This is a genomic window from Kluyvera sp. EC_51, from assembly GCF_019584505.1.
Taxonomy (GTDB): domain Bacteria; phylum Pseudomonadota; class Gammaproteobacteria; order Enterobacterales; family Enterobacteriaceae; genus Kluyvera; species Kluyvera sichuanensis.
On record NZ_VDAG01000099.1, the window covers coordinates 127,643 to 148,576 of the forward strand.

18 protein-coding genes are annotated in these 20,934 nt (G+C 56.8%); 8 read left to right on the top strand and 10 right to left on the bottom strand.

Annotated elements, in window-relative coordinates:
- Nucleotides 1–185: 185 nt before the first annotated feature.
- Entirely contained in the window at nt 186–1,529 is a 1,344-nt protein-coding gene (gdhA, locus tag FHC49_RS19045) for an NADP-specific glutamate dehydrogenase (protein ID WP_220440596.1), read from the top strand.
- Between the two features lie 114 nt (nt 1,530–1,643).
- Here the strand turns inward: gdhA and FHC49_RS19050 are convergent, their stop codons facing one another.
- From FHC49_RS19050 to FHC49_RS19060, 3 genes are all read right to left on the bottom strand, one after another.
- On the bottom strand, nt 1,644–3,581 hold the full coding sequence (locus tag FHC49_RS19050) for a DNA topoisomerase III (protein WP_220440597.1): 1,938 nt from the start codon (nt 3,579–3,581) through the stop codon (nt 1,644–1,646).
- A gap of 4 nt (nt 3,582–3,585) precedes the next feature.
- Complete coding sequence (gene selD, locus FHC49_RS19055) at nt 3,586–4,629, bottom strand: selenide, water dikinase SelD (protein ID WP_220440598.1); 1,044 nt, start codon at nt 4,627–4,629, stop codon at nt 3,586–3,588.
- A gap of 130 nt (nt 4,630–4,759) precedes the next feature.
- Nucleotides 4,760–5,311: an NAD(P)H nitroreductase gene (locus tag FHC49_RS19060; RefSeq protein WP_185665974.1), complete on the bottom strand. Its 552-nt coding sequence runs from the start codon at nt 5,309–5,311 to the stop codon at nt 4,760–4,762.
- 159 nt (nt 5,312–5,470) lie between these two features.
- Here FHC49_RS19060 and sppA point away from each other — a divergent pair, with 159 nt between their 5' ends.
- The 3 genes from sppA to pncA are packed head-to-tail and all read left to right on the top strand — an operon-like array spanning nt 5,471 to nt 9,052.
- Nucleotides 5,471–7,327, top strand: a complete 1,857-nt coding sequence (gene sppA / locus FHC49_RS19065; RefSeq protein ID WP_185665973.1) for a signal peptide peptidase SppA — start codon at nt 5,471–5,473, stop codon at nt 7,325–7,327.
- 56 nt (nt 7,328–7,383) lie between these two features.
- Entirely contained in the window at nt 7,384–8,400 is a 1,017-nt protein-coding gene (gene ansA / locus FHC49_RS19070) for an asparaginase (RefSeq protein WP_220440599.1), read from the top strand.
- Between the two features lie 10 nt (nt 8,401–8,410).
- Nucleotides 8,411–9,052: a bifunctional nicotinamidase/pyrazinamidase gene (gene pncA, locus FHC49_RS19075; protein WP_185665971.1), complete on the top strand. Its 642-nt coding sequence runs from the start codon at nt 8,411–8,413 to the stop codon at nt 9,050–9,052.
- Nucleotides 9,053–9,058: 6 nt separating this feature from the next.
- Here pncA and FHC49_RS19080 read toward each other — a convergent pair whose 3' ends face one another.
- Nucleotides 9,059–9,583, bottom strand: coding sequence for a GNAT family N-acetyltransferase (locus FHC49_RS19080; protein WP_185665970.1), 525 nt, complete (start codon nt 9,581–9,583; stop codon nt 9,059–9,061).
- An 11-nt stretch (nt 9,584–9,594) separates the two neighbouring features.
- The gene (locus FHC49_RS19085; protein ID WP_185665969.1) at nt 9,595–9,864 is read right to left on the bottom strand and encodes a DUF1778 domain-containing protein; all 270 of its coding nucleotides are present in this window, start codon (nt 9,862–9,864) and stop codon (nt 9,595–9,597) included.
- 218 nt (nt 9,865–10,082) lie between these two features.
- On the opposite strand from FHC49_RS19085, the gene FHC49_RS19090 reads away from it, so the two are divergent.
- Nucleotides 10,083–11,336 carry a glycoside hydrolase family 18 protein gene (locus tag FHC49_RS19090; RefSeq protein WP_185665968.1) on the top strand — a complete coding sequence of 418 codons (1,254 nt, stop codon included), beginning with the start codon at nt 10,083–10,085 and terminating at the stop codon, nt 11,334–11,336.
- 111 nt (nt 11,337–11,447) lie between these two features.
- Here FHC49_RS19090 and FHC49_RS19095 read toward each other — a convergent pair whose 3' ends face one another.
- The 3 genes from FHC49_RS19095 to ssuD are packed head-to-tail and all read right to left on the bottom strand — an operon-like array spanning nt 11,448 to nt 15,471.
- Nucleotides 11,448–12,845 carry an LLM class flavin-dependent oxidoreductase gene (locus FHC49_RS19095; protein ID WP_220440600.1) on the bottom strand — a complete coding sequence of 466 codons (1,398 nt, stop codon included), beginning with the start codon at nt 12,843–12,845 and terminating at the stop codon, nt 11,448–11,450.
- Between the two features lie 55 nt (nt 12,846–12,900).
- On the bottom strand, nt 12,901–14,274 hold the full coding sequence (locus FHC49_RS19100) for an FAD/NAD(P)-binding protein (protein WP_220440601.1): 1,374 nt from the start codon (nt 14,272–14,274) through the stop codon (nt 12,901–12,903).
- A 24-nt stretch (nt 14,275–14,298) separates the two neighbouring features.
- Nucleotides 14,299–15,471, bottom strand: a complete 1,173-nt coding sequence (gene ssuD, locus FHC49_RS19105) for an FMNH2-dependent alkanesulfonate monooxygenase (RefSeq protein ID WP_220440602.1) — start codon at nt 15,469–15,471, stop codon at nt 14,299–14,301.
- 273 nt (nt 15,472–15,744) lie between these two features.
- On the opposite strand from ssuD, the gene FHC49_RS19110 reads away from it, so the two are divergent.
- On the top strand, nt 15,745–17,673 hold the full coding sequence (locus FHC49_RS19110; protein ID WP_220440603.1) for a sigma-54-dependent Fis family transcriptional regulator: 1,929 nt from the start codon (nt 15,745–15,747) through the stop codon (nt 17,671–17,673).
- Here FHC49_RS19110 and FHC49_RS19115 read toward each other — a convergent pair.
- On the bottom strand, nt 17,670–17,948 hold the full coding sequence (locus tag FHC49_RS19115) for a YeaC family protein (protein WP_185665965.1): 279 nt from the start codon (nt 17,946–17,948) through the stop codon (nt 17,670–17,672). The two genes, FHC49_RS19110 and FHC49_RS19115, sit on opposite strands and share 4 nt — an antisense overlap.
- 42 nt (nt 17,949–17,990) lie before the next feature.
- Nucleotides 17,991–18,404: a peptide-methionine (R)-S-oxide reductase MsrB gene (gene msrB / locus FHC49_RS19120; protein ID WP_220440604.1), complete on the bottom strand. Its 414-nt coding sequence runs from the start codon at nt 18,402–18,404 to the stop codon at nt 17,991–17,993.
- Nucleotides 18,405–18,743: 339 nt separating this feature from the next.
- On the opposite strand from msrB, the gene gapA reads away from it, so the two are divergent.
- Nucleotides 18,744–19,739, top strand: coding sequence for a glyceraldehyde-3-phosphate dehydrogenase (gapA, locus tag FHC49_RS19125; protein WP_035894601.1), 996 nt, complete (start codon nt 18,744–18,746; stop codon nt 19,737–19,739).
- Nucleotides 19,740–19,823: 84 nt separating this feature from the next.
- The gene (locus FHC49_RS19130) at nt 19,824–20,708 is read left to right on the top strand and encodes a D-hexose-6-phosphate mutarotase (protein WP_220440605.1); all 885 of its coding nucleotides are present in this window, start codon (nt 19,824–19,826) and stop codon (nt 20,706–20,708) included.
- The last annotated feature ends 226 nt before the right edge of the window (nt 20,709–20,934 follow it).

Genomic DNA, 20,934 nt, shown 5'->3' on the forward strand with positions numbered 1-20,934 from the left:
GCGAGCTTAAGTTTTTTACATCATCGTTTTTAGTTATGACCCCCTCCCGAGTATTAATTTTATTTTGGTCCTGGAATTTACTTGTCATACGTTAGCCGGGTAATGATATAGTCGAAAAACGACACTTTATTAAACACAACCATAACAACTACATACATCTACAATCATAAGAGGTACTTATACTTATGGATAAGGTTTGCTCCCTGGATTCCTTCCTGGCTCATGTTCAACAACGCGACCCACACCAGACCGAGTTTGCTCAGGCTGTCCGTGAAGTCATGACAACGCTCTGGCCGTTTCTGGAACAGAACCCGCGCTATCGCCAGCTCTCTCTGCTGGAGCGATTAGTTGAGCCTGAGCGTGTTATTCAGTTCCGCGTCGTGTGGGTAGACGACCGCAATCAGGTACAGGTTAACCGCGCATGGCGCGTGCAGTTCAGTTCGGCGATTGGGCCGTACAAAGGGGGAATGCGCTTCCACCCGTCTGTAAACCTCTCTATTCTCAAATTCCTCGGCTTCGAACAGACCTTCAAAAACGCCCTGACCACCCTGCCTATGGGCGGCGGTAAAGGCGGTTCTGACTTCGATCCGAAAGGTAAAAGCGAAGGCGAAGTGATGCGCTTCTGCCAGTCGCTGATGACCGAACTCTATCGTCATCTGGGTTCAGACACCGACGTTCCGGCGGGCGATATCGGCGTGGGCGGGCGTGAAGTCGGCTTTATGGCCGGGATGATGAAAAAACTCTCCAACGACACCGCCTGCGTGTTTACCGGCAAAGGCCTGTCGTTTGGCGGCAGCCTGATTCGCCCGGAAGCGACTGGCTACGGTCTGGTGTACTTCACTGAAGCGATGCTTAAGCGTCACGGCCTGGGCTTTGAAGGAATGCGCGTCGCGGTTTCCGGTTCCGGCAACGTGGCGCAGTACGCCATCGAAAAAGCGATGGAGTTTGGCGCCCGCGTGGTGACCGCCTCCGATTCCAGCGGTACCGTGGTTGACGAAGCGGGCTTCACTAAAGAGAAGCTGGCGCGTCTGTGCGAAATTAAAGCCAGCCGCGACGGTCGCGTAGCCGATTATGCGCGCGAGTTTGGTCTGCCCTATCTGGAAGGTCAGCAGCCGTGGAGCGTGCCGGTGGATATCGCGCTGCCGTGCGCGACCCAGAACGAGCTGGACGTTGACGCGGCACGCGTACTGATTGCCAACGGCGTGAAGGCCGTGGCGGAAGGTGCCAACATGCCTACCACCATCGAAGCAACCGACCTGTTCCTCGAAGCGGGCGTGCTGTTCGCACCGGGTAAAGCAGCGAACGCCGGCGGTGTCGCAACCTCTGGCCTGGAAATGGCGCAGAACGCGGCGCGTATGAGCTGGAAAGCGGAGAAAGTGGATGCGCGTCTGCACCACATTATGCTGGATATCCACCACGCCTGCGTTGAGCACGGCGGTGAATCCGCGCAGACCAACTACGTTCGCGGTGCGAACATTGCAGGCTTCGTGAAAGTGGCCGATGCGATGCTGGCGCAGGGCGTGATTTAATCTTGTCGGTAGCCCGGACGCGGCGCTTTAGCGCCAACTCCGGGTTTTCCCCGGCGTTGCTTCGCTCGGCCGGGCTACATTTCTCCAGAAAACATCATCAGGCAGTCGGGGCGATTACGCGTCTTGTTCCGGGCTTGCCGTCGGTTTCTTACTCTTCCCTTTGCCTTTACTGAATGACTTCTTCGCACCGCCCGGCGCTGCTAATCCACGGAACTGTCTCACCGGCGTACTGCGCGCCTGTTCGATAAGCTGGAACAACGTGCCCACCAGCGGCTGCATAAAGTCCTGATAGCGGCACTGCTTTTCGCTGATTTGCGTCAACGTGGACTCCCAGTGCGCCGTCATATCCGGGCGTGTTGCCATCTCAGGCAGCGAATGGAACAGCGCTTTTCCCGCATCGGTCGAGTGTATATAGCGCCCTTTCTTGGTCAGAAAACCGCGCTTAAACAGAAGTTCGATAATCCCGGCACGCGTCGCTTCGGTACCTAATCCGTCGGTGGCGCGCAGGATCTTCTTCAGATCTTTATCCTGCACAAAACGGGCAATCCCGGTCATTGCCGACAACAGCGTGGCGTCGGTGAAATGGCGCGGCGGCTGCGTCTGTCGCTCTACCACTTCGCCGTTTTCACACAGCAGTTCATCCGCTTTCGCCACCACCGGCAGCGGTGTACCGTCGTTCTCTTCGTCGCGCTCTTTCGCCCCCAGCAGCGTGCGCCAGCCGGCTTCCGCCAGGAAACGCGCCTTCGCCACAAACTTACCGTTGGCAATATCGAGATCGATCTGACACTTGCGATACACCGCATCCGGACAGAACTGCATCAGATACTGACGTGCGACGAGGTTATAAACCTTCGCTTCGTTGTCGGTGAGATTAACCTTGCTGGCCCGCGCCGTAGGAATAATGGCGTGGTGAGCGTCGACCTTTTTATCGTCCCAGCAGCGATTGCGGGTATCGGTGTTCACCACCGGCTGCGGCAGCAAATCTGGGGCGTGTACACCGATAGCGTTGATCACCGCATGTCGACCGGCGAAATGTTCTTCCGGCAGATAGCGGCTATCGGAACGCGGATAGGTGATGAGTTTATGGGTTTCGTACAGCTTCTGACAGATATCCAGCACGTTCTGTGCGCTGAGGCCAAAGCGTTTGGCCGCTTCAATCTGCAAGGCCGACAGCGAAAACGGTAGCGGCGCGGGTTCGGAGTCGCGTTTGTCGTTGTAGGCGGTAACCAGCGCGGGCTGCCCGCCGATGCGCTTCACCACGTGCTCGGCCAGCGCGCGGTTCAGCAGACGGCCCTCTTCATCCTGATGCGGCTCGCAGGCTTCGCTCGGCTGCCAGGTAGCGGTAAAGCGTTCGTCTTTTGGTGTGACAATGTGCGCTTTCACTTCGAAGAAATCCTTCGACACGAAATGCTCGATCTCTTCATCGCGGCGCACCACCAGCCCCAGCACCGGGGTCTGCACGCGCCCAACGGAGAGCACGCCCTGATAGCCTGCATTGCGTCCAAGAATGGTATAGGCGCGAGTCATATTGATACCGTACAACCAGTCAGCACGAGCGCGGGCCAGCGCCGACACGCACAGCGGAATAAACTCGCTGTTGGCGCGCAGGCGGGAAATCGCCCGCTCCACCGCCTGTGGATTCAGGTCGTTGATCAGACAGCGCTGCACCTGATGACGTTTTTCCGCCGACAGCTGCAAGTAGTCCAGCACTTCATCCACCAGCAGTTGCCCCTCTCTATCGGGGTCACCCGCGTGGATGACTTCACTGGCTTCATGCAGAAAGCGCTTAATGACGTTGAGCTGTTTGGTGACCGATGGCCGGGGCTGTAGCTGCCACTTTTCCGGCACAATCGGCAGGTCCTGCAGATTCCAGCGCGCATAGCGGCTGTCATAGACATCAGGCTGCGCCTGCTCCAGAAGGTGGCCAATACACCAGGTCACGACCTGACCGTTGCCGCATTCGATAAAGCCGTCGCCCTTACGATGGGGCTTCGGCAGCACGTCAGCAATGGCGCGAGCCAGGCTCGGTTTTTCCGCTATGAACAACCGCATCGGTTCAGCGCAGCTCGATCATCGGACGGCCACCGCGCGCGGTCACCAGTTCGCCGATGGCGGTCAGGTTGATACCAAATTCCGCAGCCGCCGCATGCACCGCTTCTTCGGCGTCCGGCGTGACCGCCAGCAGCAGGCCGCCGGAGGTTTGCGGGTCGCAGAGCAGCGCGCGCTGTGAGGCGGTCATGGTGCCCATCAGGTGACCATAGCTGGCAAAGTTACGCTCGGTCCCGCCCGGCACGGCGCCAAGCTCAATATATTCGGCAACGCCCGGCAGTTTCGGCACCGCGTCGAAGTCAATCTGTGCCTGGACGCCTGCGCCCTGGCACATTTCGCTCAGGTGACCGAGCAGACCAAAACCGGTCACATCGGTCATCGCTTTAACGCCTTCGATATTGGCAAACGCCGAGCCCACCAGGTTCATCTGGCACATCACTTCCGTCGCCAGCCCCTGGTGCTCTGGCTTCAGCAGCGATTTTTTCTCGGCGGTGGTCAACACGCCAATCCCCAACGGTTTGGTCAGGAACAGCTTGCAGCCCGCCTGCGCAGTACTGTTTTTCTTCACGCGCTCGGTCGGAACGATACCGGTGACCGCCAGGCCGAAAATCGGTTCCGGCGCGTCGATGGAGTGACCGCCCGCCAGCGCAATACCGGCCTGTTTGCAGGCAAAGCGCCCGCCTTCGGTCACTTCACGGGCAATTTCCGGCGCCAGGGTGTTAATTGGCCAGCCGAGGATGGCAATCGCCATAATCGGCTTACCGCCCATCGCGAAGATATCGCTGATGGCGTTGGTCGCCGCAATGCGGCCAAAGTCGAACGGGTTGTCGACAATTGGCATAAAGAAATCGGTGGTGCTGATGACCGAGGTACCGTTACCCAGGTCGTAAACGGCGGCATCGTCGCGAGTTTCGTTACCGACAAGCAGGTTCGGGTCGATAAACTTCGTCTGCTCGCTGTGCAGGATAGTCTCCAGCACCTTCGGTGAAATTTTACAACCGCAACCCGCTCCGTGGCTGTACTGCGTTAAACGAATGGCCTGCTCGCTCATGGACAACTCCTGTCATTGCTCTGGCATTTGCATAGGGGCTGTATGTTAACGCCAGAACAGAGCCGTGATAAGTACGACTGTCTGAATTCGCAGGCAGTTGCCTATATTCCAGACAATCGTAACGGTTTTTTTAAAGGTAACGGACGAACGGTGCCGTATCCGGGAAGGTGATGGTCGTCGACGCTTTAAGCTGCGGCGTACCGAGATAGAGGAAGCCGACAATTTTATCCTGCTCGCCACATTGCAGCCCTTCGCGCACCACCGGACTTTCGGTCAGCGCACCACTGCGCCAGATGCCGTTAAAGCCCTGAGCAACGGCGGCCATCTGCATCGCCATCACCGCGCAGCCTGCCGACATTTCCTGCTCCCACTTCGGCACTTTTGGGTGATCCTGGCATTTGGCAATCACGGTGATGATCATCGGCGCGCGGAACGGCGCATTGCGCGCTTTTTCGATAGCCTTCTCATCGCTTTGCGCAGCAATCGCGCCCTGCTCCAGCAACTGGCTGAAACGCTCACGGCCTGCGCCTTCAATCACCACAAACTGCCACGGCTGCAAGGTGCCGTGATCCGGAGCGCGCATCCCGGCGCGGAGGATGTTTTCCAGCGCTTCGCCTGCCGGTGCGGGCTCTGCCAGACGGGAAGCGCTGCGGCGATTAACGAGTAGTTCAAGTGCGTCCATTGAGTAACCCTCTCATGTTATTTTTCATAAAATTAACATGCGCGAGGATTTTGTTACAGCGCCGAAGGCGATTCCTGCTGACAAGCGGCGGCGGTCTATTTAGGATAGCCACACGTTTTGCCGTTTCGGTAAACCTTTTATTTCTTGCAGGGAGAATACATGCGAACCCTATGGCGCTTTATTGCCGGATTCTTTAAATGGACGTGGCGGCTGCTCAACTTCGTACGCGAGCTGGTGCTGAACCTGTTCTTTATTCTGCTGGTGCTGGTTGGCGTCGGCATCTGGTTGCAGGTCAGTAGCAGCACCACCAGCGAGCGTAGTAGCCGCGGTGCGCTGCTGCTGGATATCAGCGGCGTGGTGGTGGATAAGCCTTCCGCCAGCAGCAAGCTTAGCGTGATTGGCCGCCAGATTTTCGGCGCCAGCAGCGATCGCCTGCAGGAAAACTCGCTGTTTGATATCGTGCAGACCATTCGCCAGGCGAAAGACGACCGCAATATCACCGGCATCGTGCTGGATCTGAAAAACTTTGCCGGTGGCGATCAGCCGTCGATGCAGTATATCGGCAAGGCGCTGCGCGAATTCCGCGACACCGGCAAACCGGTTTACGCCGTAGGCGATAGCTACAGCCAGGGGCAATATTATCTGGCGAGCTTCGCCAACAAAATCTGGCTGTCGCCGCAGGGCGTGGTTGACCTGCACGGTTTCGCCACCAACGGCCTGTACTACAAGTCGCTGCTCGATAAGCTGAAGGTCTCGACTCACGTGTTCCGCGTCGGCACCTATAAATCCGCCGTTGAGCCGTTTATCCGTGACGATATGTCCCCTGCCGCACGCGAAGCGGACAGCCGCTGGATTGGTGAGCTGTGGCAGAACTACCTGAATACCATCGCCGCTAACCGTCAGATTACCGCGCAGCAAGTCTTCCCAGGCGCGCAGGGGCTACTCGACGGGCTGCGTAAAGCGGACGGTGACACGGCAAAATACGCACTCGACAACAAGCTGGTTGATGCGCTGGGCTCAAGCGCGGATATCGAAAAAGCGATGACCAAAGCGTTTGGCTGGAGCAAGGCCGATAACAACTATCGTGCCGTCAGCATGTATGACTACGTGGTGAAAACCCCGGCAGATACCGGCTCAAGCATCGCCGTTATCTTCGCAAACGGCGCCATTATGGACGGTGAAGAAACTCCGGGTAACGTCGGCGGCGACACCACCGCGTCGCAGATTCGCGATGCGCGTCTGGATCCGAAAGTGAAAGCCATCGTACTGCGCGTGAACAGCCCTGGCGGCAGCGTTAGCGCCTCTGAGGTGATCCGCGAAGAGCTGGCAGCGGCCAAAGCTGCTGGCAAACCGGTAGTCGTTTCGATGGGCGGTATGGCCGCTTCCGGTGGCTACTGGATCTCTACGCCAGCGGATTACATCGTCGCCAGCCCAAGCACGTTGACCGGCTCTATCGGTATCTTCGGGGTGATCAACACCGTTGAAAACACGCTGGATTCCATCGGCGTGCACACCGACGGCGTGGCAACCTCACCGCTGGCCGATATGGCGGTGACCAAAGCTCTACCGCCTGAAGTGCAGCAGATGATGCAGCTCAGCATCGAAAACGGCTACAAGCGCTTTATCACACTCGTGGCGCAGGCACGTAAGAGTACGCCAGAGGCAATCGACAAGATTGCACAGGGCCACGTGTGGACCGGTGAAGATGCGAAGGCTAACGGACTGGTTGATAGCCTCGGTGATTTCGACGATGCGGTAGCGAAAGCTGCGGAGCTCGCGAAAGTGAAATCCTGGCATGTTGACTACTACCAGAGCGAACCGACGTTCTTTGATATGGTGATGGATAGCGTATCCGGTTCGGTACGTGCCTCGCTGCCTCAGGCCGTGCAGGCCTATCTGCCTGCCCCACTGGCGGCTGCCGCCAATACGGTAAAAGCCGAGAGCGACAAGCTGGCGGTGTTTAACGATCCGCAAAATCGCTATGCATTTTGCCTGACCTGCGCCAATATTCGCTAATCGCAATCCCCTCCACATGGAGGGGATTTTCTTTCGATTAATCAATAGACGACCCCATGCAAAAAAAATCTATTTACGTCGCCTACACCGGCGGGACCATCGGGATGCAGCGCTCTGACCACGGCTACATTCCGGTTTCCGGTCATCTCCAGCGCCAGCTGGCGCTGATGCCCGAGTTCCATCGCCCCGAAATGCCGGACTTTACGATCCACGAATACGACCCGCTGATGGACTCTTCCGACATGACGCCGGAAGACTGGCAACATATCGCCGACGACATCAAAGCGCACTACGACGAGTACGACGGTTTTGTGATTCTGCACGGCACCGATACCATGGCGTTCACCGCCTCGGCGCTCTCATTCATGCTGGAAAATCTCGGTAAACCGGTTATCGTTACCGGTTCACAGATCCCGCTGGCCGAGCTGCGTTCCGATGGGCAGATCAACCTGCTAAACTCGCTGTACGTCGCCGCGAACTACCCGATTAATGAAGTGACCCTGTTCTTCAATAATCGCCTCTATCGTGGCAACCGCACCACCAAAGCGCACGCCGACGGCTTTGATGCTTTCGCTTCGCCAAACCTGCAGCCACTGCTGGAAGCCGGGATCCATATCCGCAAATTGGGCACCCCGCCTGCACCACACGGCGAAGGCGAACTGATTGTGCACCCGATTACGCCACAGCCAATTGGCGTGGTGACGATTTATCCCGGTATCTCCGCCGATGTGGTACGTAACTTCCTGCTTCAGCCGGTCAAAGCGCTGATTCTGCGCTCTTACGGCGTGGGCAATGCCCCGCAAAACGGCGTTTTCGTCAATGAACTGGCGGAAGCAAGCAAGCGCGGCATCGTGGTGGTGAACCTCACCCAGTGCATGTCTGGCAAAGTGAATATGGGCGGCTACGCCACCGGTAACGCGCTGGCGCAGGCGGGCGTGATTAGCGGCTCTGACATGACGGTAGAAGCCACGTTGACCAAACTGCACTATCTGTTAAGCCAGGGGCTGGATGCCGACGCTATCCGCAGCGCCATGCAGCAGAACCTGCGCGGTGAACTGACGCCGGACGAGTAAGGAGAGCGAGATGACGCAACGTGCACTGTTATTGGTCGATTTACAAAATGATTTCTGCGCCGGTGGGGCACTTGCCGTCGCCGACGGTGACAGCACCGTCGACGTGGCAAATCTGCTCATCCGCGCCGCGAAGATTCGCGGTGATGTGGTCGTCGCAAGCCAGGACTGGCACCCCGCCAACCACGGCAGCTTTGCCAGCCAGCACGCGGTAGCCGTCTACAGCCAGGGCACGCTCGATGGCCTTCCGCAGACCTTCTGGCCGGATCACTGCGTGCAGCACAGCGACGGCGCGGCGCTGCATCCGCTGTTGACGGCTCAGGAGATCGATGCCGTGTTCCACAAAGGTGAAAGCGTCAATATCGACAGCTACAGCGCCTTTTTCGACAACGGCCATCGCCAGAAAACCGGTCTCGACGCATGGCTGCGTGAGCGCGGTATCGACGAGCTTGTGGTGTTGGGGCTGGCAACCGATTATTGCGTGAAGTTCACCGTGCTGGATGCATTACAGCTTGGCTATACGGTCAACGTTATCACCGACGGCTGCCGGGGCGTCAATATTCAGCCGCAGGACAGCGCCAATGCGTTTATGGAGATGGCGGTCGAGGGAGCAACGCTGTATACGCTGGATGACTGGCTGGAAATTCAGGGCTGAAAGGCATTATTTTTGCTCAAACAACGCCTCAATAGATTTGGTGGGATAGAACAAAGAATTTGCGTTCTCGCCCACCAACGCTATAAACCCCAATGTCAGATAAAATGATTTCGCGTTGTCGTTCAACGCATCGACAAACAGACCATGTACGCCCACAGCTTGCGAAGCACTATGCACAACCCTCATCGCATGTGCGACCATCATCGTTCCCCACGCGTTTCCCTGTAACGTTTTATGCACCGCCAGGCGGCCCAATGTCACGCTAGGTACATTGGTATAAGGTACTTTACGCCGTTGGTTTTTAGAAGGCAGCGTCTCTTTCTCGAAGCTGCTACCGGATAACGTGTAGTACCCTAGGACCCTCGGGATTGGATCGCGCGTGATGAGTAAATAACCACGCAGAATACGCCCACGATGCTGACGAGCAAGATGCTCTACAAGAAAGAGATTAAGCGACTCTTCTCCGCAATCAAATTCAGAGAAGTCATATTCCCTGCCTTCAGAAAACATCTCGATGGTCAGATTATCCATAATCCCATCCTCTATTCCATATTGCGCAGACGTTTAACCGCTCGCTGCAGCCTCTCATCAGGGATCACCGGTTGTGCAATGGCATCCATAACACGGTTCCAGGATGCTTCGTTCAGCACTTGACGTCGATGCTGTTCAATAATTTCAGCCGCTCGTCCTGAAGCGCTCTCCACGACAAACTGCGTGATAGTCTGATTACTCATGGCAGCTGCCTCTTCAATGATCCTTTTATCGTCATCGTTTAGTCGAAGATCGATTCGTTGTTTTTTCAGTGCAGGCATGATGACTCCAGAAAATTTACCTTGTACGGAATAAATCCGTACACAAAGTATAAAAAATCATCCATCCATTTACAATATTCCCTGACGTAAATCGTCTTCTCCCCTCGTGAACCATCTCGCAGATTTAACCCAGCGGCAGTGATATGTTCGAACGGCTGTTTTTTCGCCACGCCATTTCCGTGGCGTGTTTGCTTTTTTAATGTCAAAGAGGACCGTTTATGAAACTTTTGCCTTTGCTGGCAGCATTACCCCTGCTCTGCGCCTCGGTTGTTTCCGCGAATTCCTTGATGTCCGTCGGCTACTTCAACGGTGGCGGTGACGTGACGGCGGGGCCCGGCGGCGACATCGATAAGCTCGACGTTCGCCAGATTACCCACCTGAACTATTCGTTCGGCCTTATCTACAACGACGAGAAAGACGAAACCAACGACGCGTTAAAAGACCCAACCAAACTGCACCAAATCTGGCTCTCGCCGAAAGTGCAGGCCGATTTAGAAAAGATCCCTACGTTGCGCAAACAGAACCCCGATCTGAAAGTGCTGCTGTCCGTCGGCGGCTGGGGGGCTCGCGGCTTCTCCGGCGCGGCGGCCACGCCAGAATCCCGGGCGGTATTTGTCCGCTCGGTGCAGGATGTGGTGGCGAAATATGGTTTGGATGGTATCGACCTTGACTGGGAATACCCGGTCAACGGCGCATGGGGTCTGGTCGCCAGCCAACCGGCGGACCGGGATAACTTCACGACGCTGCTTAAAGAACTGCGCGATACGTTTGGCCATAAAAAGCTGGTGACCATTGCCGTAGGCGCCAATGCGGAAAGCCCGAAAAGCTGGGTGGACGTGAAAGCCATTGCGCCACTGCTCGATTACATCAACCTGATGACCTACGACATGGCGTACGGTACTCAGTATTTCAACTCCAACCTTTATGATTCGACCCAGTGGCCAACGGTAGCTGCGGCGGATAAGTACAGCGCCGACTTCGTGGTGAATAACTATCTGGCTGCCGGTCTGAAGCCAAGCCAGATGAACCTCGGCATCGGTTTCTATGGCCGGGTGCCAAAACGTACGGTTGAGCCGGGCATTGACTGGAGCAAGCCGGATGCACAGAAAAACCCGGTGACCCAGCCTTACTTTGGGCCGCACGAGGTGGATCTGTTTAAATCGCTGGGCGTAGACCTCAGCAAAGATACCTACGTGAAGTACAACGATATTGTCAGCAAACTGCTGAACGACCCGCAAAAACGCTTTACCGAGCACTGGGATGACCAGGCGAAGGTGCCATGGCTGTCGGTGCAGTCAACGGACGGCAAACCGCTGTTCGCGCTCTCCTATGAGAACCCACGTTCGGTGAGCATCAAGGCCGAGTACATTAAGAGCAAAGGGCTGGCTGGCGCGATGTTCTGGGAGTACGGCGCGGATGACAACAACCAGTTGGCGAAGCAACTGGCCGAGTCGTTGGGGATCAAACACTAAACAAGTAGCCCGGACGAGGCGTTCCGCCGACTCCGGGGGTGGCTCGGTGCCAGATGAAACATCGAGCCATCCCGGCGGCGCTTCGCTTGGCCGGGCTACGGATTTTAGGTATCACACCGGCGTTAAAATCCCGCTTTGTTCATGAATACGGTAACCGGCTCCCGGATGCGGCGCCTGCAACCGGGCGCTGCCGCCGAACAGCTTCTCACGCAGCGTGCCCTGGCTATACTCCTGCTTGTAAACCCCGCGCTTTTGCAGCTCTGGAATTAAGAGCTCCACAACATCAGTGAACGTTTCATGGGTCACCGCGTAGGCCAGGTTAAAACCGTCCACGTCCGTCTCTTCCACCCACGATTGCAGTTCGTCCGCCACCGTCTGGGCGCTACCCACCATCAGCGGGCCAAAGCCGCCAATGCCTACCCAATCCGCCATCGCCTTCACCGACCACTGACGCTCTGGGTCAGCGGTTGAGAAGGTGTCCACCACCGATTGAATGGCGTTGGTTTTCGCATAGGTAAAGACCTCATCCGGCTGATACTGGCCAAAATCAATCCCCGTCCAGCCGGAAATGAGCGCCAGCGCGCCTTCGTAGCTGGTCCAGTTTTTATACTCCTGCCACTTGGCCTGCGCCGCTTTGTCGGTTTCACCCACGATTACCGTTTGCATATTGAAGATCAGAATGCTGCGCGGGTCGCGCCCGGCCTCTTCGGCGCGACGGCGAATATCCGCTACCGTCCGCTTCAGCGCGCTTTTCGACGGCGAGGCAACAAAAACGCACTCGGCGTGGCTGGCAGCAAACTGTTTACCACGGCTGGAAGCCCCCGCCTGATAAAGCACCGGCGTACGCTGCGGCGAGGGTTCGCACAGATGGTAGCCCGGTACGTCGAAAAACTTCCCATGGTGGTTAATCGCATGAATCTTGTTCGGGTCGCTGAAGATTCGTCGCTCGCGGTCACGCAGAATCGCCCCCTCTTCCCAACTGCCTTCCAGCAGCTTGTAGATAACCTCCAGATATTCATCCGCGTAGTCGTAGCGGGCATCATGCGCCGTCTGCGCCTGCTGGCCGATATTGCGCGCCCCGCTCTCCAGATAGGAGGTGACAATGTTCCAGCCCACGCGCCCTTTGGTTAGATGATCCAGCGTCGACAGGCGGCGGGCAAACGGATACGGGTGCTCAAACGACAGCGATGCCGTCAGGCCAAAACCCAGATGTTCGGTGACCAGCGCCATTGGCGTCACCAGCGCCAGCGGGTCGTTCACCGGCACCTGCGCCGCCTGGCGAATGGCTGCATCACCGTTGCCGTTGTAGACGTCGTAAACCCCCAGCACGTCGGCAATAAACAGGCCGTCGAACTTACCTCGCTCCAGCAGGCGCGCCAGATCGACCCAATAATCGAGATCCTTATACTGCCAGGAGCGGTCACGCGGATGGGCCCATAGCCCCGGCGATTGGTGGCCGACACAGTTCATATCAAAAGCGTTCAGACGAATTTCACGTTGTGATGACATAGCGTTTTCCCCTTACGCCCGGTCATGCCCCGGCGCAAAAATAGAGTTGGTAAAGTTACGATAACGCGAGCTGGCGACAGTCGAGCCGTTCCAGCACCGACTGCGCGACCTGCTGGGCGTGATCCGCTACCTGCGGTAGACCCATCAGTTCGCCAAAGCGCCCTCGCGCCGCCGGACCGGCGACCCAGATGGGTAATGTGCTGCCCACCGGCTGCGACTGCGCATCCACCTCAATGCCCATACCCAGCGCGTCGGCACGAATCATCCCGGCCAGTTCAAGCGCCCGGAAAAAGGGCTGACTGCTAATCAATTGGCTATGCGCAGGCCCGGTGGTCAGCACCAGATAGTCCACCGTTTCGGACTGAGGCTGACCGCCGCGTGGCTGCAACTGCAGACGTAGCGCGTCGCCTTCCGCCGTCACAGCATTTAAGCGGGCAGCCTGTACGCGCAGCAGCCCCGCACGCTGGCGCGCGGCAATCGCCTGTGATACCTGCGGCGCAATGCGGTAGCGATGCACATCCCAAAAGCGCCGTAGATGACGTAAAAACTGCCGCTTCTCCGTCTCGCTCATCTGCTGCCAGATGGCCTGCCCCTGACTGCGCACCGTGTCCAGCACCACTTGCCAGGGCAGCCCTTGCTCTGCCGCGCGGCGAATATCCTGGCGGATGCGCGCCAACCGCTGGCGCAGCGTGCCCGCCAGATAATCCGCCGTCCACTTGGGTAAATTGATGGGTGCATTAGGCCGTGAGAGCAGACCGTGACGCGAAAAGGCGATGATCTCGCCCTGATGTCCAAGCCGTTCCAGCGAGGCCACCACGTCCCCCATGCTCAGCGCGGTGCCCATAATGGCGACCCGTGCGCTGGCGGGGATCGCCGCGAGCGCGCCGCTCTGCCATGGGTTCGCGATCAGCCGTGGGTGAGCCGCCAGTTCGCAAACGGCTCCCGGTAGCTGCGGCGGCGGATGGCTAATCGCCAGCACCAGGCTATCGGGCTGAAGCCGCTCGCCTTTTTCCGTCACCACCCGACCGTCCTGCCAGCCAACGGCGCGGTCCTGTAGATGCACCACACAACCACGATGCGCGCGGGCTTCAGTCGTCAGTGTGACCTGAAGATAACGTCCAAACGCACCGCGTTGCGGATAGACGCTGCCGTCCGCAAGCAATGCCTGCGGGTCCTGTGGAAAGTCGCCGTAACGGCGATACCAGCGGTCAAAGGCGCCGTCGTCATCCCCGGCGAGCTGCATTCGCGCGGCGGGGACGTTAATCCGGTGCGCCGGGTCGGTAGCCGAATAGGCCACGCCCAGTCCCAGGGCATGACGAGGTTCGATAATGCTGATCCGCAGCGGGCGTGCCGCTTCGCGCAGCAGGTGGATGGCAACTGCCGTACCGCTAAACCCGCCCCCGACAATCACCACATGGGGTTCACTCATCCGTTGCTGCATAGTGTCGCCCCTTCAGCTCGCGCTGACCTGTTTGACCGGACGTTTCGCCCCGCCGATGGTTTCACCAAACGGCCCGGTGTTGAGCTGCCCCTTCGCCGAGCGCGGCTGGGTGCTGGTCGGCAACAGCGGCATGACCAGCTCCGCAAAACGGTGCGCCTCTTCCAGATGCGGGTACCCAGAGAAGATAAAGTTGGTGATGCCCAGCGCCTGATACTCACGGATACGCTCTGCAACCTGCTGTGGACTGCCCACCAGCGCGGTGCCAGCGCCGCCGCGCACCAGCCCGACGCCCGCCCAGAGGTTTGGCGCAATACGCAGGTTGTCGCGGTTACCGTTATGCAGGGCGCTCATGCGCGCCTGACCGGTGGAGTCCATACGAGAGAAAATCTGCTGCGCCTGCGCGATAGTCTCATCATCCAGGTGCGCAATCAGTTTGTCGGCGGCGGCCCAGGCCTCTTCTTCCGTTTCCCGCACAATCACGTGCAGGCGGATGCCATACTCCAGCGTGCGTCCCTTCTCTTCAGCGCGCGCTTTCACCACCGCTAGCTTTTCCGCTACCTGTGCAGGTGGTTCTCCCCAGGTGAGATAGGCGTCAATATGATCGGCCGCCACCTCAATGGCCTGCGCCGATGAACCGCCAAAGTAGAGCGGCGGCCCGTTGCGCTGCACCGTCGGGAACAGCACTTCCGCCCCCTCGACCTGAATATGCTCACCGTGATAGTCCACTTTTTCTCCAGCCAATAGGCGGCGGTAGACGTCCAGAAATTCGTGGGTTACTTCATAGCGCTCGCTGTGGCTCAAGAAGATGCCATCGCCTTTGTTTTCCACCGGATCGCCGCCGGTAACGACGTTTATCAGCAAACGCCCTTCGGAAAGACGGTCGAGGGTAGCCGCCATCCGCGCTGCCAGCGTCGGCCGCTGCAATCCAGGGCGAACGGCCACCAGATAGCGTAAATTTCGGGTGATGGGCGCTAACGCCGCCGCCACCAGCCAGGAATCTTCGCAGCTTTTACCGGTCGGGATCAGCACGCCGTAGTAGCCGAGGCTGTCGGCGGCCAGCGCCACCTGCTGCAGATAGGGAAGATCCACCGGGCGCCCCCCTTCGGTGGTGCCCAGATAGCGCCCATCGCCGTGGGTTGGTAGGAACCAGAAGATATTGATGTTCTCAGCGGCTTGTACGGTCATTATCCATTTCCTTTATAACTATATTTGGTATTTATAGAAGCGGTTATTTAAGTCAGTTATAAAGAGATTAGCGAAATGCGTGCCAGTTTTTTAAAGAGAAAATAATGTTTTAATTCATTGAGTTATAAAATTCGCTTTCACGACAAGGCTGTTGCAAATGCAACACCGCATCGGCAAAAATTGCTGCAATGGCGACAAATCCCGCCTTCCCCCCTCTGGCAAATTCAGCGCGCAGAAGATACCGTCCAGACAGGAATTAGCTGGAGACTCACCATGCTCAACGCAGAACTCACATCATCAGGCCCGGAGCTGGTTGACCCCGCTTCACAGGCCTTTCAGAAGGTGCTCAATCGGCTCGCCCCAACCGACGCCACGGTACTTATCATCGGCGAAACCGGCACCGGTAAAGAGGTGGTGGCGCGCTATCTGCATCGGCATAGCCCGCGCGCCAACGCACCGTTTCTGGCGGTGAACTGCGGGGCGTTAACCGAGTCGCTGGCGGAGTCAGAACTGTTCGGTCATGAAAAAGGCGCGTTCAGTGGCGCGACGCACCGCCATCAAGGCTGGTTTGAGGCGGCAGAGGGCGGCACCCTGCTGCTCGATGAAATTGGCGAGCTGAGCCCGGCGCTACAGGTCAAGCTACTGCGCGTCCTTCAGGAACGGGAAATTACCCGCGTCGGATCGCATAAGCCCGTTCGTATCAACGTCCGGGTAATTGCGGCGACGCACGTCGATCTTCAGCGCGCCATTCAGGAACGGCGCTTTCGTGAGGATCTCTTTTATCGCCTGAACATCGCCGCCGTTAACCTACCGCCGCTGCGTCAGCGAAAACAGGATATCCCGGTGCTGGCCGATCACTTTATCCAGCTCTATGCCCGTCGACTCGGGCGCACCGAGCAGAAAATTGCCCAGGAAACGCTGGCAATGATGCTGGACTATCCCTGGCCGGGTAATATCCGCGAGCTGGAAAATACGCTGCATAATGCGGTATTGCTGAACCCCGATTTATGGCTACTGCCGGAACATCTGCGGCTTACGTCAGCCATGTCATCCCCCCAGCCGGCGCAGGAAGAGAGCGATGAGCTGACGGCCTTTATGCACCGTCAGCTTCAGGCGCACAGCGGCGCGCTGTACGACCGTATGCTGCGGGCGATGATCCACACCGCCATGAGTCAAAGTGATAACAACCAAAGCCAGGCGGCTTCGCTGCTCGGCATGAGCCGTCACACGCTGCGTACACAGTTGGCGCATCTGGGGGTGATTAAGCAGCGGCGTAAACCCGGTGAGCTACCGCCGCCTGCACCGCGCGAACGCGAGTTGCGTATTGGCTACCAGCGCTTTGGCAATCTTGGCGTGCTGAAGGCGCGTCAGCTGCTGGAACAGTCGTTTGCTGATTTAGGGGTGAATGTACTGTGGAGCGAATATCCCGCGGGCCCGCAGCTACTTCAGGCGCTGGGTAATGATGAGATAGATTTTGGTACCACTGGCGAAGCGCCGCCGATATTCGCCCAGGCGAAAGACAACTCGCTGCTGTACGTCGCCTGGGAGCCTCCTGCCCCACGCAGCGTCGCGATGGTGGTGCCGCATGACAGCGATATCCGCTCGCCGGAGCAGCTCAAAGGCAAACGCATTGCGCTGAACAAAGGTTCCAACGTGCACTGGCTGCTGGTACAGATTCTGGAAGAGGCCGGGCTGGGGCTGGACGACGTGAAAGTGGTCTACGCGCCGCCAAAGTATCCGTTAACCGCCAGCGACTATCTGGCGGCAGACGCGTGGATGATGTGGGACCCGGTACTGAGCGCGGCGGAACGCAGCGGCACGCTACGGGTGCTGGCGACCGGTGAAGGACGGGTCAATAACCATCAGTTTTATATTACCCGTCGTCAGTACGCGCAGCATAACGAAGAGATCATCACCGGGATCGTGGCGGCGCTGGTGAAAACCGGCAGGTTTATCGACCGTCATCGTCATGAAGCGGCACAGCTGTTGGCTAGCGAGCTGGGGCTGGATACCGGATCGCTGGCCTGCGCGCTGGCGCGACGTAGCCATCAGACCCGTGAGATGGATATGCAGGCAATACGCGCGCAGCAGACCATCGCTGACCGCTTCTACGCACTGGGCCTGCTGAACAGGCCCGTGGCGGTCAGAGAAGCGCTCTGGTATGCCAAAGCGCGGCTGATTGAACCGTGGGCGGCGGCTTAATGCTGTTTGAAGGTAGCGATGGGCTTCGGTGCAATGCCGAAGTCCTCTTTCAACTGCTGCTTGCTCTTCATCACCATTTGGCCCTGGGTATCGATGGTCATATGCTGAGCATCTTGGTTGTTGCGTGACTGCCAGAGCATCACCAGCTGTAAACAGTTCTCTTTCTGTTCCGCGGTTAACGCCACGCCGTCAGGCCATTTTCCCAGCTCCACCGCAGTGGCGAGACGCTGGTAAATTTCCGGCGTCATCGTCTCGATCATTTGCTCAATACTCATGCCCCGCTCCTTTTTTCAGGAATAATTTGCTGAATCGTTTCTTCAACCCTTAGTGGCATCGCCGTTTTCGTCATCCGTGAAGCTCAGCGACGCCGAGTTGACGCAAAAACGTTCGCCAGTCGGCTGCGGACCGTCAGGGAAAACGTGCCCAAGGTGTGCATCGCAATTTCCACATCGGATTTCAGTACGTTGCATGCCGTGGGAGTAATCATTGAGATAGCGAATGGCCGTATCGCTCACCGGCTCATAAAAACTCGGCCAGCCGCATCCGGAGTCAAACTTGCTTTGGGAATGAAATAACGGCGCGTCACACACCAGGCAGTGGTAAATCCCATCGCGCTTGTTGTGCAGTAAACGCCCGGTAAACGGCGGTTCTGTGCCATGTTTCTGGGTGACATAGAACTGCATTTCACTGAGGGTATTTTTCAGTTCTTCTGGGGTGGGTTTCTTCACCATTTTGCTCACATCTCACTATGAAAAATACATTCGCCAGACGATTCTAACAAAACATTAACAATGAAGCCTGAACTTTTGTTCTAAACTTAATCGGCGTGAAAAGGCAGCCGGGTAATTGTGACTTAAATCACATTTTTATCTTCTGCGCCCTTTAAAATCCCCGGCGCCGCCCTCATGTGGTTTCAAGCTCATAGGAAGAGTGAGACACGTCAGTCGACCAAAGCTTAGGCAGAGGATTGATTTGTCGCAATGATTGACACGATTCCGCTTGACGCTGCGTAAGGTTTTTGTAATTTTACAGGCAACCTTTTATTCACTAACAAATAGCTGGTGGAATATATGACTATCAAAGTAGGTATCAACGGTTTTGGCCGTATCGGTCGCATTGTTTTCCGTGCTGCTCAGGAACGTTCTGACATCGAGATCGTTGCAATCAACGATCTGTTAGACGCAGACTACATGGCTTACATGCTGAAATATGACTCCACTCACGGCCGTTTCAACGGTACCGTTGAAGTGAAAGACGGTCATCTGATCGTTAACGGTAAAAAAATCCGTGTTACCGCTGAGCGTGATCCGGCTAACCTGAAGTGGAACGAAGCAGGCGTTGACGTTGTTGCTGAAGCAACTGGTCTGTTCCTGACTGACGAAACCGCTCGTAAGCACATTGCTGCTGGCGCGAAAAAAGTTGTTCTGACTGGTCCTTCCAAAGACAACACCCCTATGTTTGTTAAAGGCGCTAACTTTGACAAATACGAAGGCCAGGACATCGTTTCTAACGCATCCTGCACCACCAACTGCCTGGCACCGCTGGCTAAAGTTATCAACGACAACTTCGGCATCATCGAAGGTCTGATGACTACTGTTCACGCGACCACCGCTACTCAGAAAACCGTTGATGGCCCGTCTCACAAAGACTGGCGCGGCGGCCGCGGCGCAGCTCAGAACATCATCCCATCCTCTACCGGTGCTGCTAAAGCAGTAGGTAAAGTACTGCCAGAACTGAATGGCAAACTGACTGGTATGGCGTTCCGCGTTCCAACCCCTAACGTATCCGTAGTTGACCTGACCGTTCGTCTGGAAAAAGCTGCTTCTTATGAAGAAATTAAGAAAGCAATCAAAGCTGCTTCCGAAGGCGCAATGAAAGGCGTTCTGGGTTACACCGAAGACGACGTTGTATCTACCGATTTCAACGGTGAAGTTTGCACTTCCGTATTCGATGCTAAAGCTGGTATCGCTCTGAACGACAACTTCGTTAAACTGGTTTCCTGGTACGACAACGAAACTGGTTACTCTAACAAAGTACTGGACCTGATCGCTCACATCTCCAAATAAGTTGAGATGAGAATCTGATCCAAAAAGGCGACTTCGGTCGCCTTTTTTTATGGCCAAAAATCTTAAAACACCAAGGATTGCATCATGATTAACACAATTTTCGCTCTCCCGGTCATTGAACAGCTTACCCCTGTCCTCTCCCGTCGTCAGCTTGATGAGCTGGAGCTTATCGTTGTAGACCACCCAAAAGTGAAAGCCTCCCTTGCCTTCCAGGGCGCGCACCTGCTCTCCTGGAAACCAGCGGGCGAAGAAGAAGTACTGTGGCTGAGCAACAACACTCCGTTCAAAGACGGCGTGGCGCTGCGCGGCGGCGTACCAATCTGCTGGCCATGGTTTGGCCCAGCAGCTCAACAAGGTTTCCCGGCGCACGGCTTTGCTCGTAATCTGCCGTGGGAGCTGAAAGCCCATAACGAAGACGACAACGGCGTAGTGCTGACCTTCGAACTGAAAAGCAGCGATGCAACCCGTCAATACTGGCCGCACGAGTTCACCCTGCTCGCTCGCTTCAAGCTGGGTAAAACCTGCGAGATGGAACTGGAAGCGCACGGTGAGTTCGAAACCACCACTGCGCTGCACACCTACTTCAACGTTGGCGATATTCACGCAGTGAAAGTCAGCGGCCTCGGCGACCGTTATATCGACAAAGTGCAGAACGCAGAAATTGGCGAACTGAGCGACGGCGTTCAGACCTTCCCGGATCGTACCGACCGCGTGTACCTGAACCCGGAAGCATGCAGCGTGATCAGCGATACTTCTCTGAACCGTACCATCGACGTCATCCACCACCACCACGTCAACGTCGTTGGCTGGAACCCAGGCCCAGCGCTGTCCGTCAGCATGGCCGATATGCCGGATGATGGTTACAAAACCTTCGTCTGCGTCGAAACCGCCTGCGCCAGCGCAATGCAGAAAGCCACCGAAGAAAAACCGGCTCGCCTGAGCCAGACCATTCGCGTCGTTAAACGTTAATCCCCTCCCCCTATCTCTCGCCGGGCAATACCATATTGCCCGGCGCTTTTCTTCTACCACGCATCAACGAACTTATTTAATTCAAAAAAGTTACCGGTAACATCACTTGGATCAAGCAGACTGAAACATTCTGAAATAGGATTATTATTAGGTGATATTCTTATCCCACAACAAAAATACACTAGTAATTTTTAAATAGTCACAATATTCATCCAGATAAACCTCA

Bases quoted from the DNA above. Each gene is read 5' to 3' on its own strand.
- FHC49_RS19080 (WP_185665970.1), bottom strand. From the start codon at position 9,583: ATGGATAATCTGACCATCGAGATGTTTTCTGAAGGCAGGGAATATGAC.
- FHC49_RS19130 (WP_220440605.1), top strand. From the start codon at position 19,824: ATGATTAACACAATTTTCGCTCTCCCGGTCATTGAACAGCTTACCCCT.
- gapA (WP_035894601.1), top strand. From the start codon at position 18,744: ATGACTATCAAAGTAGGTATCAACGGTTTTGGCCGTATCGGTCGCATT.
- sppA (WP_185665973.1), top strand. From the start codon at position 5,471: ATGCGAACCCTATGGCGCTTTATTGCCGGATTCTTTAAATGGACGTGG.
- FHC49_RS19110 (WP_220440603.1), top strand. From the start codon at position 15,745: ATGCTCAACGCAGAACTCACATCATCAGGCCCGGAGCTGGTTGACCCC.
- FHC49_RS19115 (WP_185665965.1), bottom strand. From the start codon at position 17,948: ATGAGTATTGAGCAAATGATCGAGACGATGACGCCGGAAATTTACCAG.
- FHC49_RS19060 (WP_185665974.1), bottom strand. From the start codon at position 5,311: ATGGACGCACTTGAACTACTCGTTAATCGCCGCAGCGCTTCCCGTCTG.
- FHC49_RS19100 (WP_220440601.1), bottom strand. From the start codon at position 14,274: ATGAGTGAACCCCATGTGGTGATTGTCGGGGGCGGGTTTAGCGGTACG.
- FHC49_RS19085 (WP_185665969.1), bottom strand. From the start codon at position 9,864: ATGCCTGCACTGAAAAAACAACGAATCGATCTTCGACTAAACGATGAC.
- pncA (WP_185665971.1), top strand. From the start codon at position 8,411: ATGACGCAACGTGCACTGTTATTGGTCGATTTACAAAATGATTTCTGC.
- ansA (WP_220440599.1), top strand. From the start codon at position 7,384: ATGCAAAAAAAATCTATTTACGTCGCCTACACCGGCGGGACCATCGGG.
- gdhA (WP_220440596.1), top strand. From the start codon at position 186: ATGGATAAGGTTTGCTCCCTGGATTCCTTCCTGGCTCATGTTCAACAA.
- msrB (WP_220440604.1), bottom strand. From the start codon at position 18,404: ATGGTGAAGAAACCCACCCCAGAAGAACTGAAAAATACCCTCAGTGAA.
- ssuD (WP_220440602.1), bottom strand. From the start codon at position 15,471: ATGACCGTACAAGCCGCTGAGAACATCAATATCTTCTGGTTCCTACCA.
- FHC49_RS19095 (WP_220440600.1), bottom strand. From the start codon at position 12,845: ATGTCATCACAACGTGAAATTCGTCTGAACGCTTTTGATATGAACTGT.
- FHC49_RS19090 (WP_185665968.1), top strand. From the start codon at position 10,083: ATGAAACTTTTGCCTTTGCTGGCAGCATTACCCCTGCTCTGCGCCTCG.
- selD (WP_220440598.1), bottom strand. From the start codon at position 4,629: ATGAGCGAGCAGGCCATTCGTTTAACGCAGTACAGCCACGGAGCGGGT.
- FHC49_RS19050 (WP_220440597.1), bottom strand. From the start codon at position 3,581: ATGCGGTTGTTCATAGCGGAAAAACCGAGCCTGGCTCGCGCCATTGCT.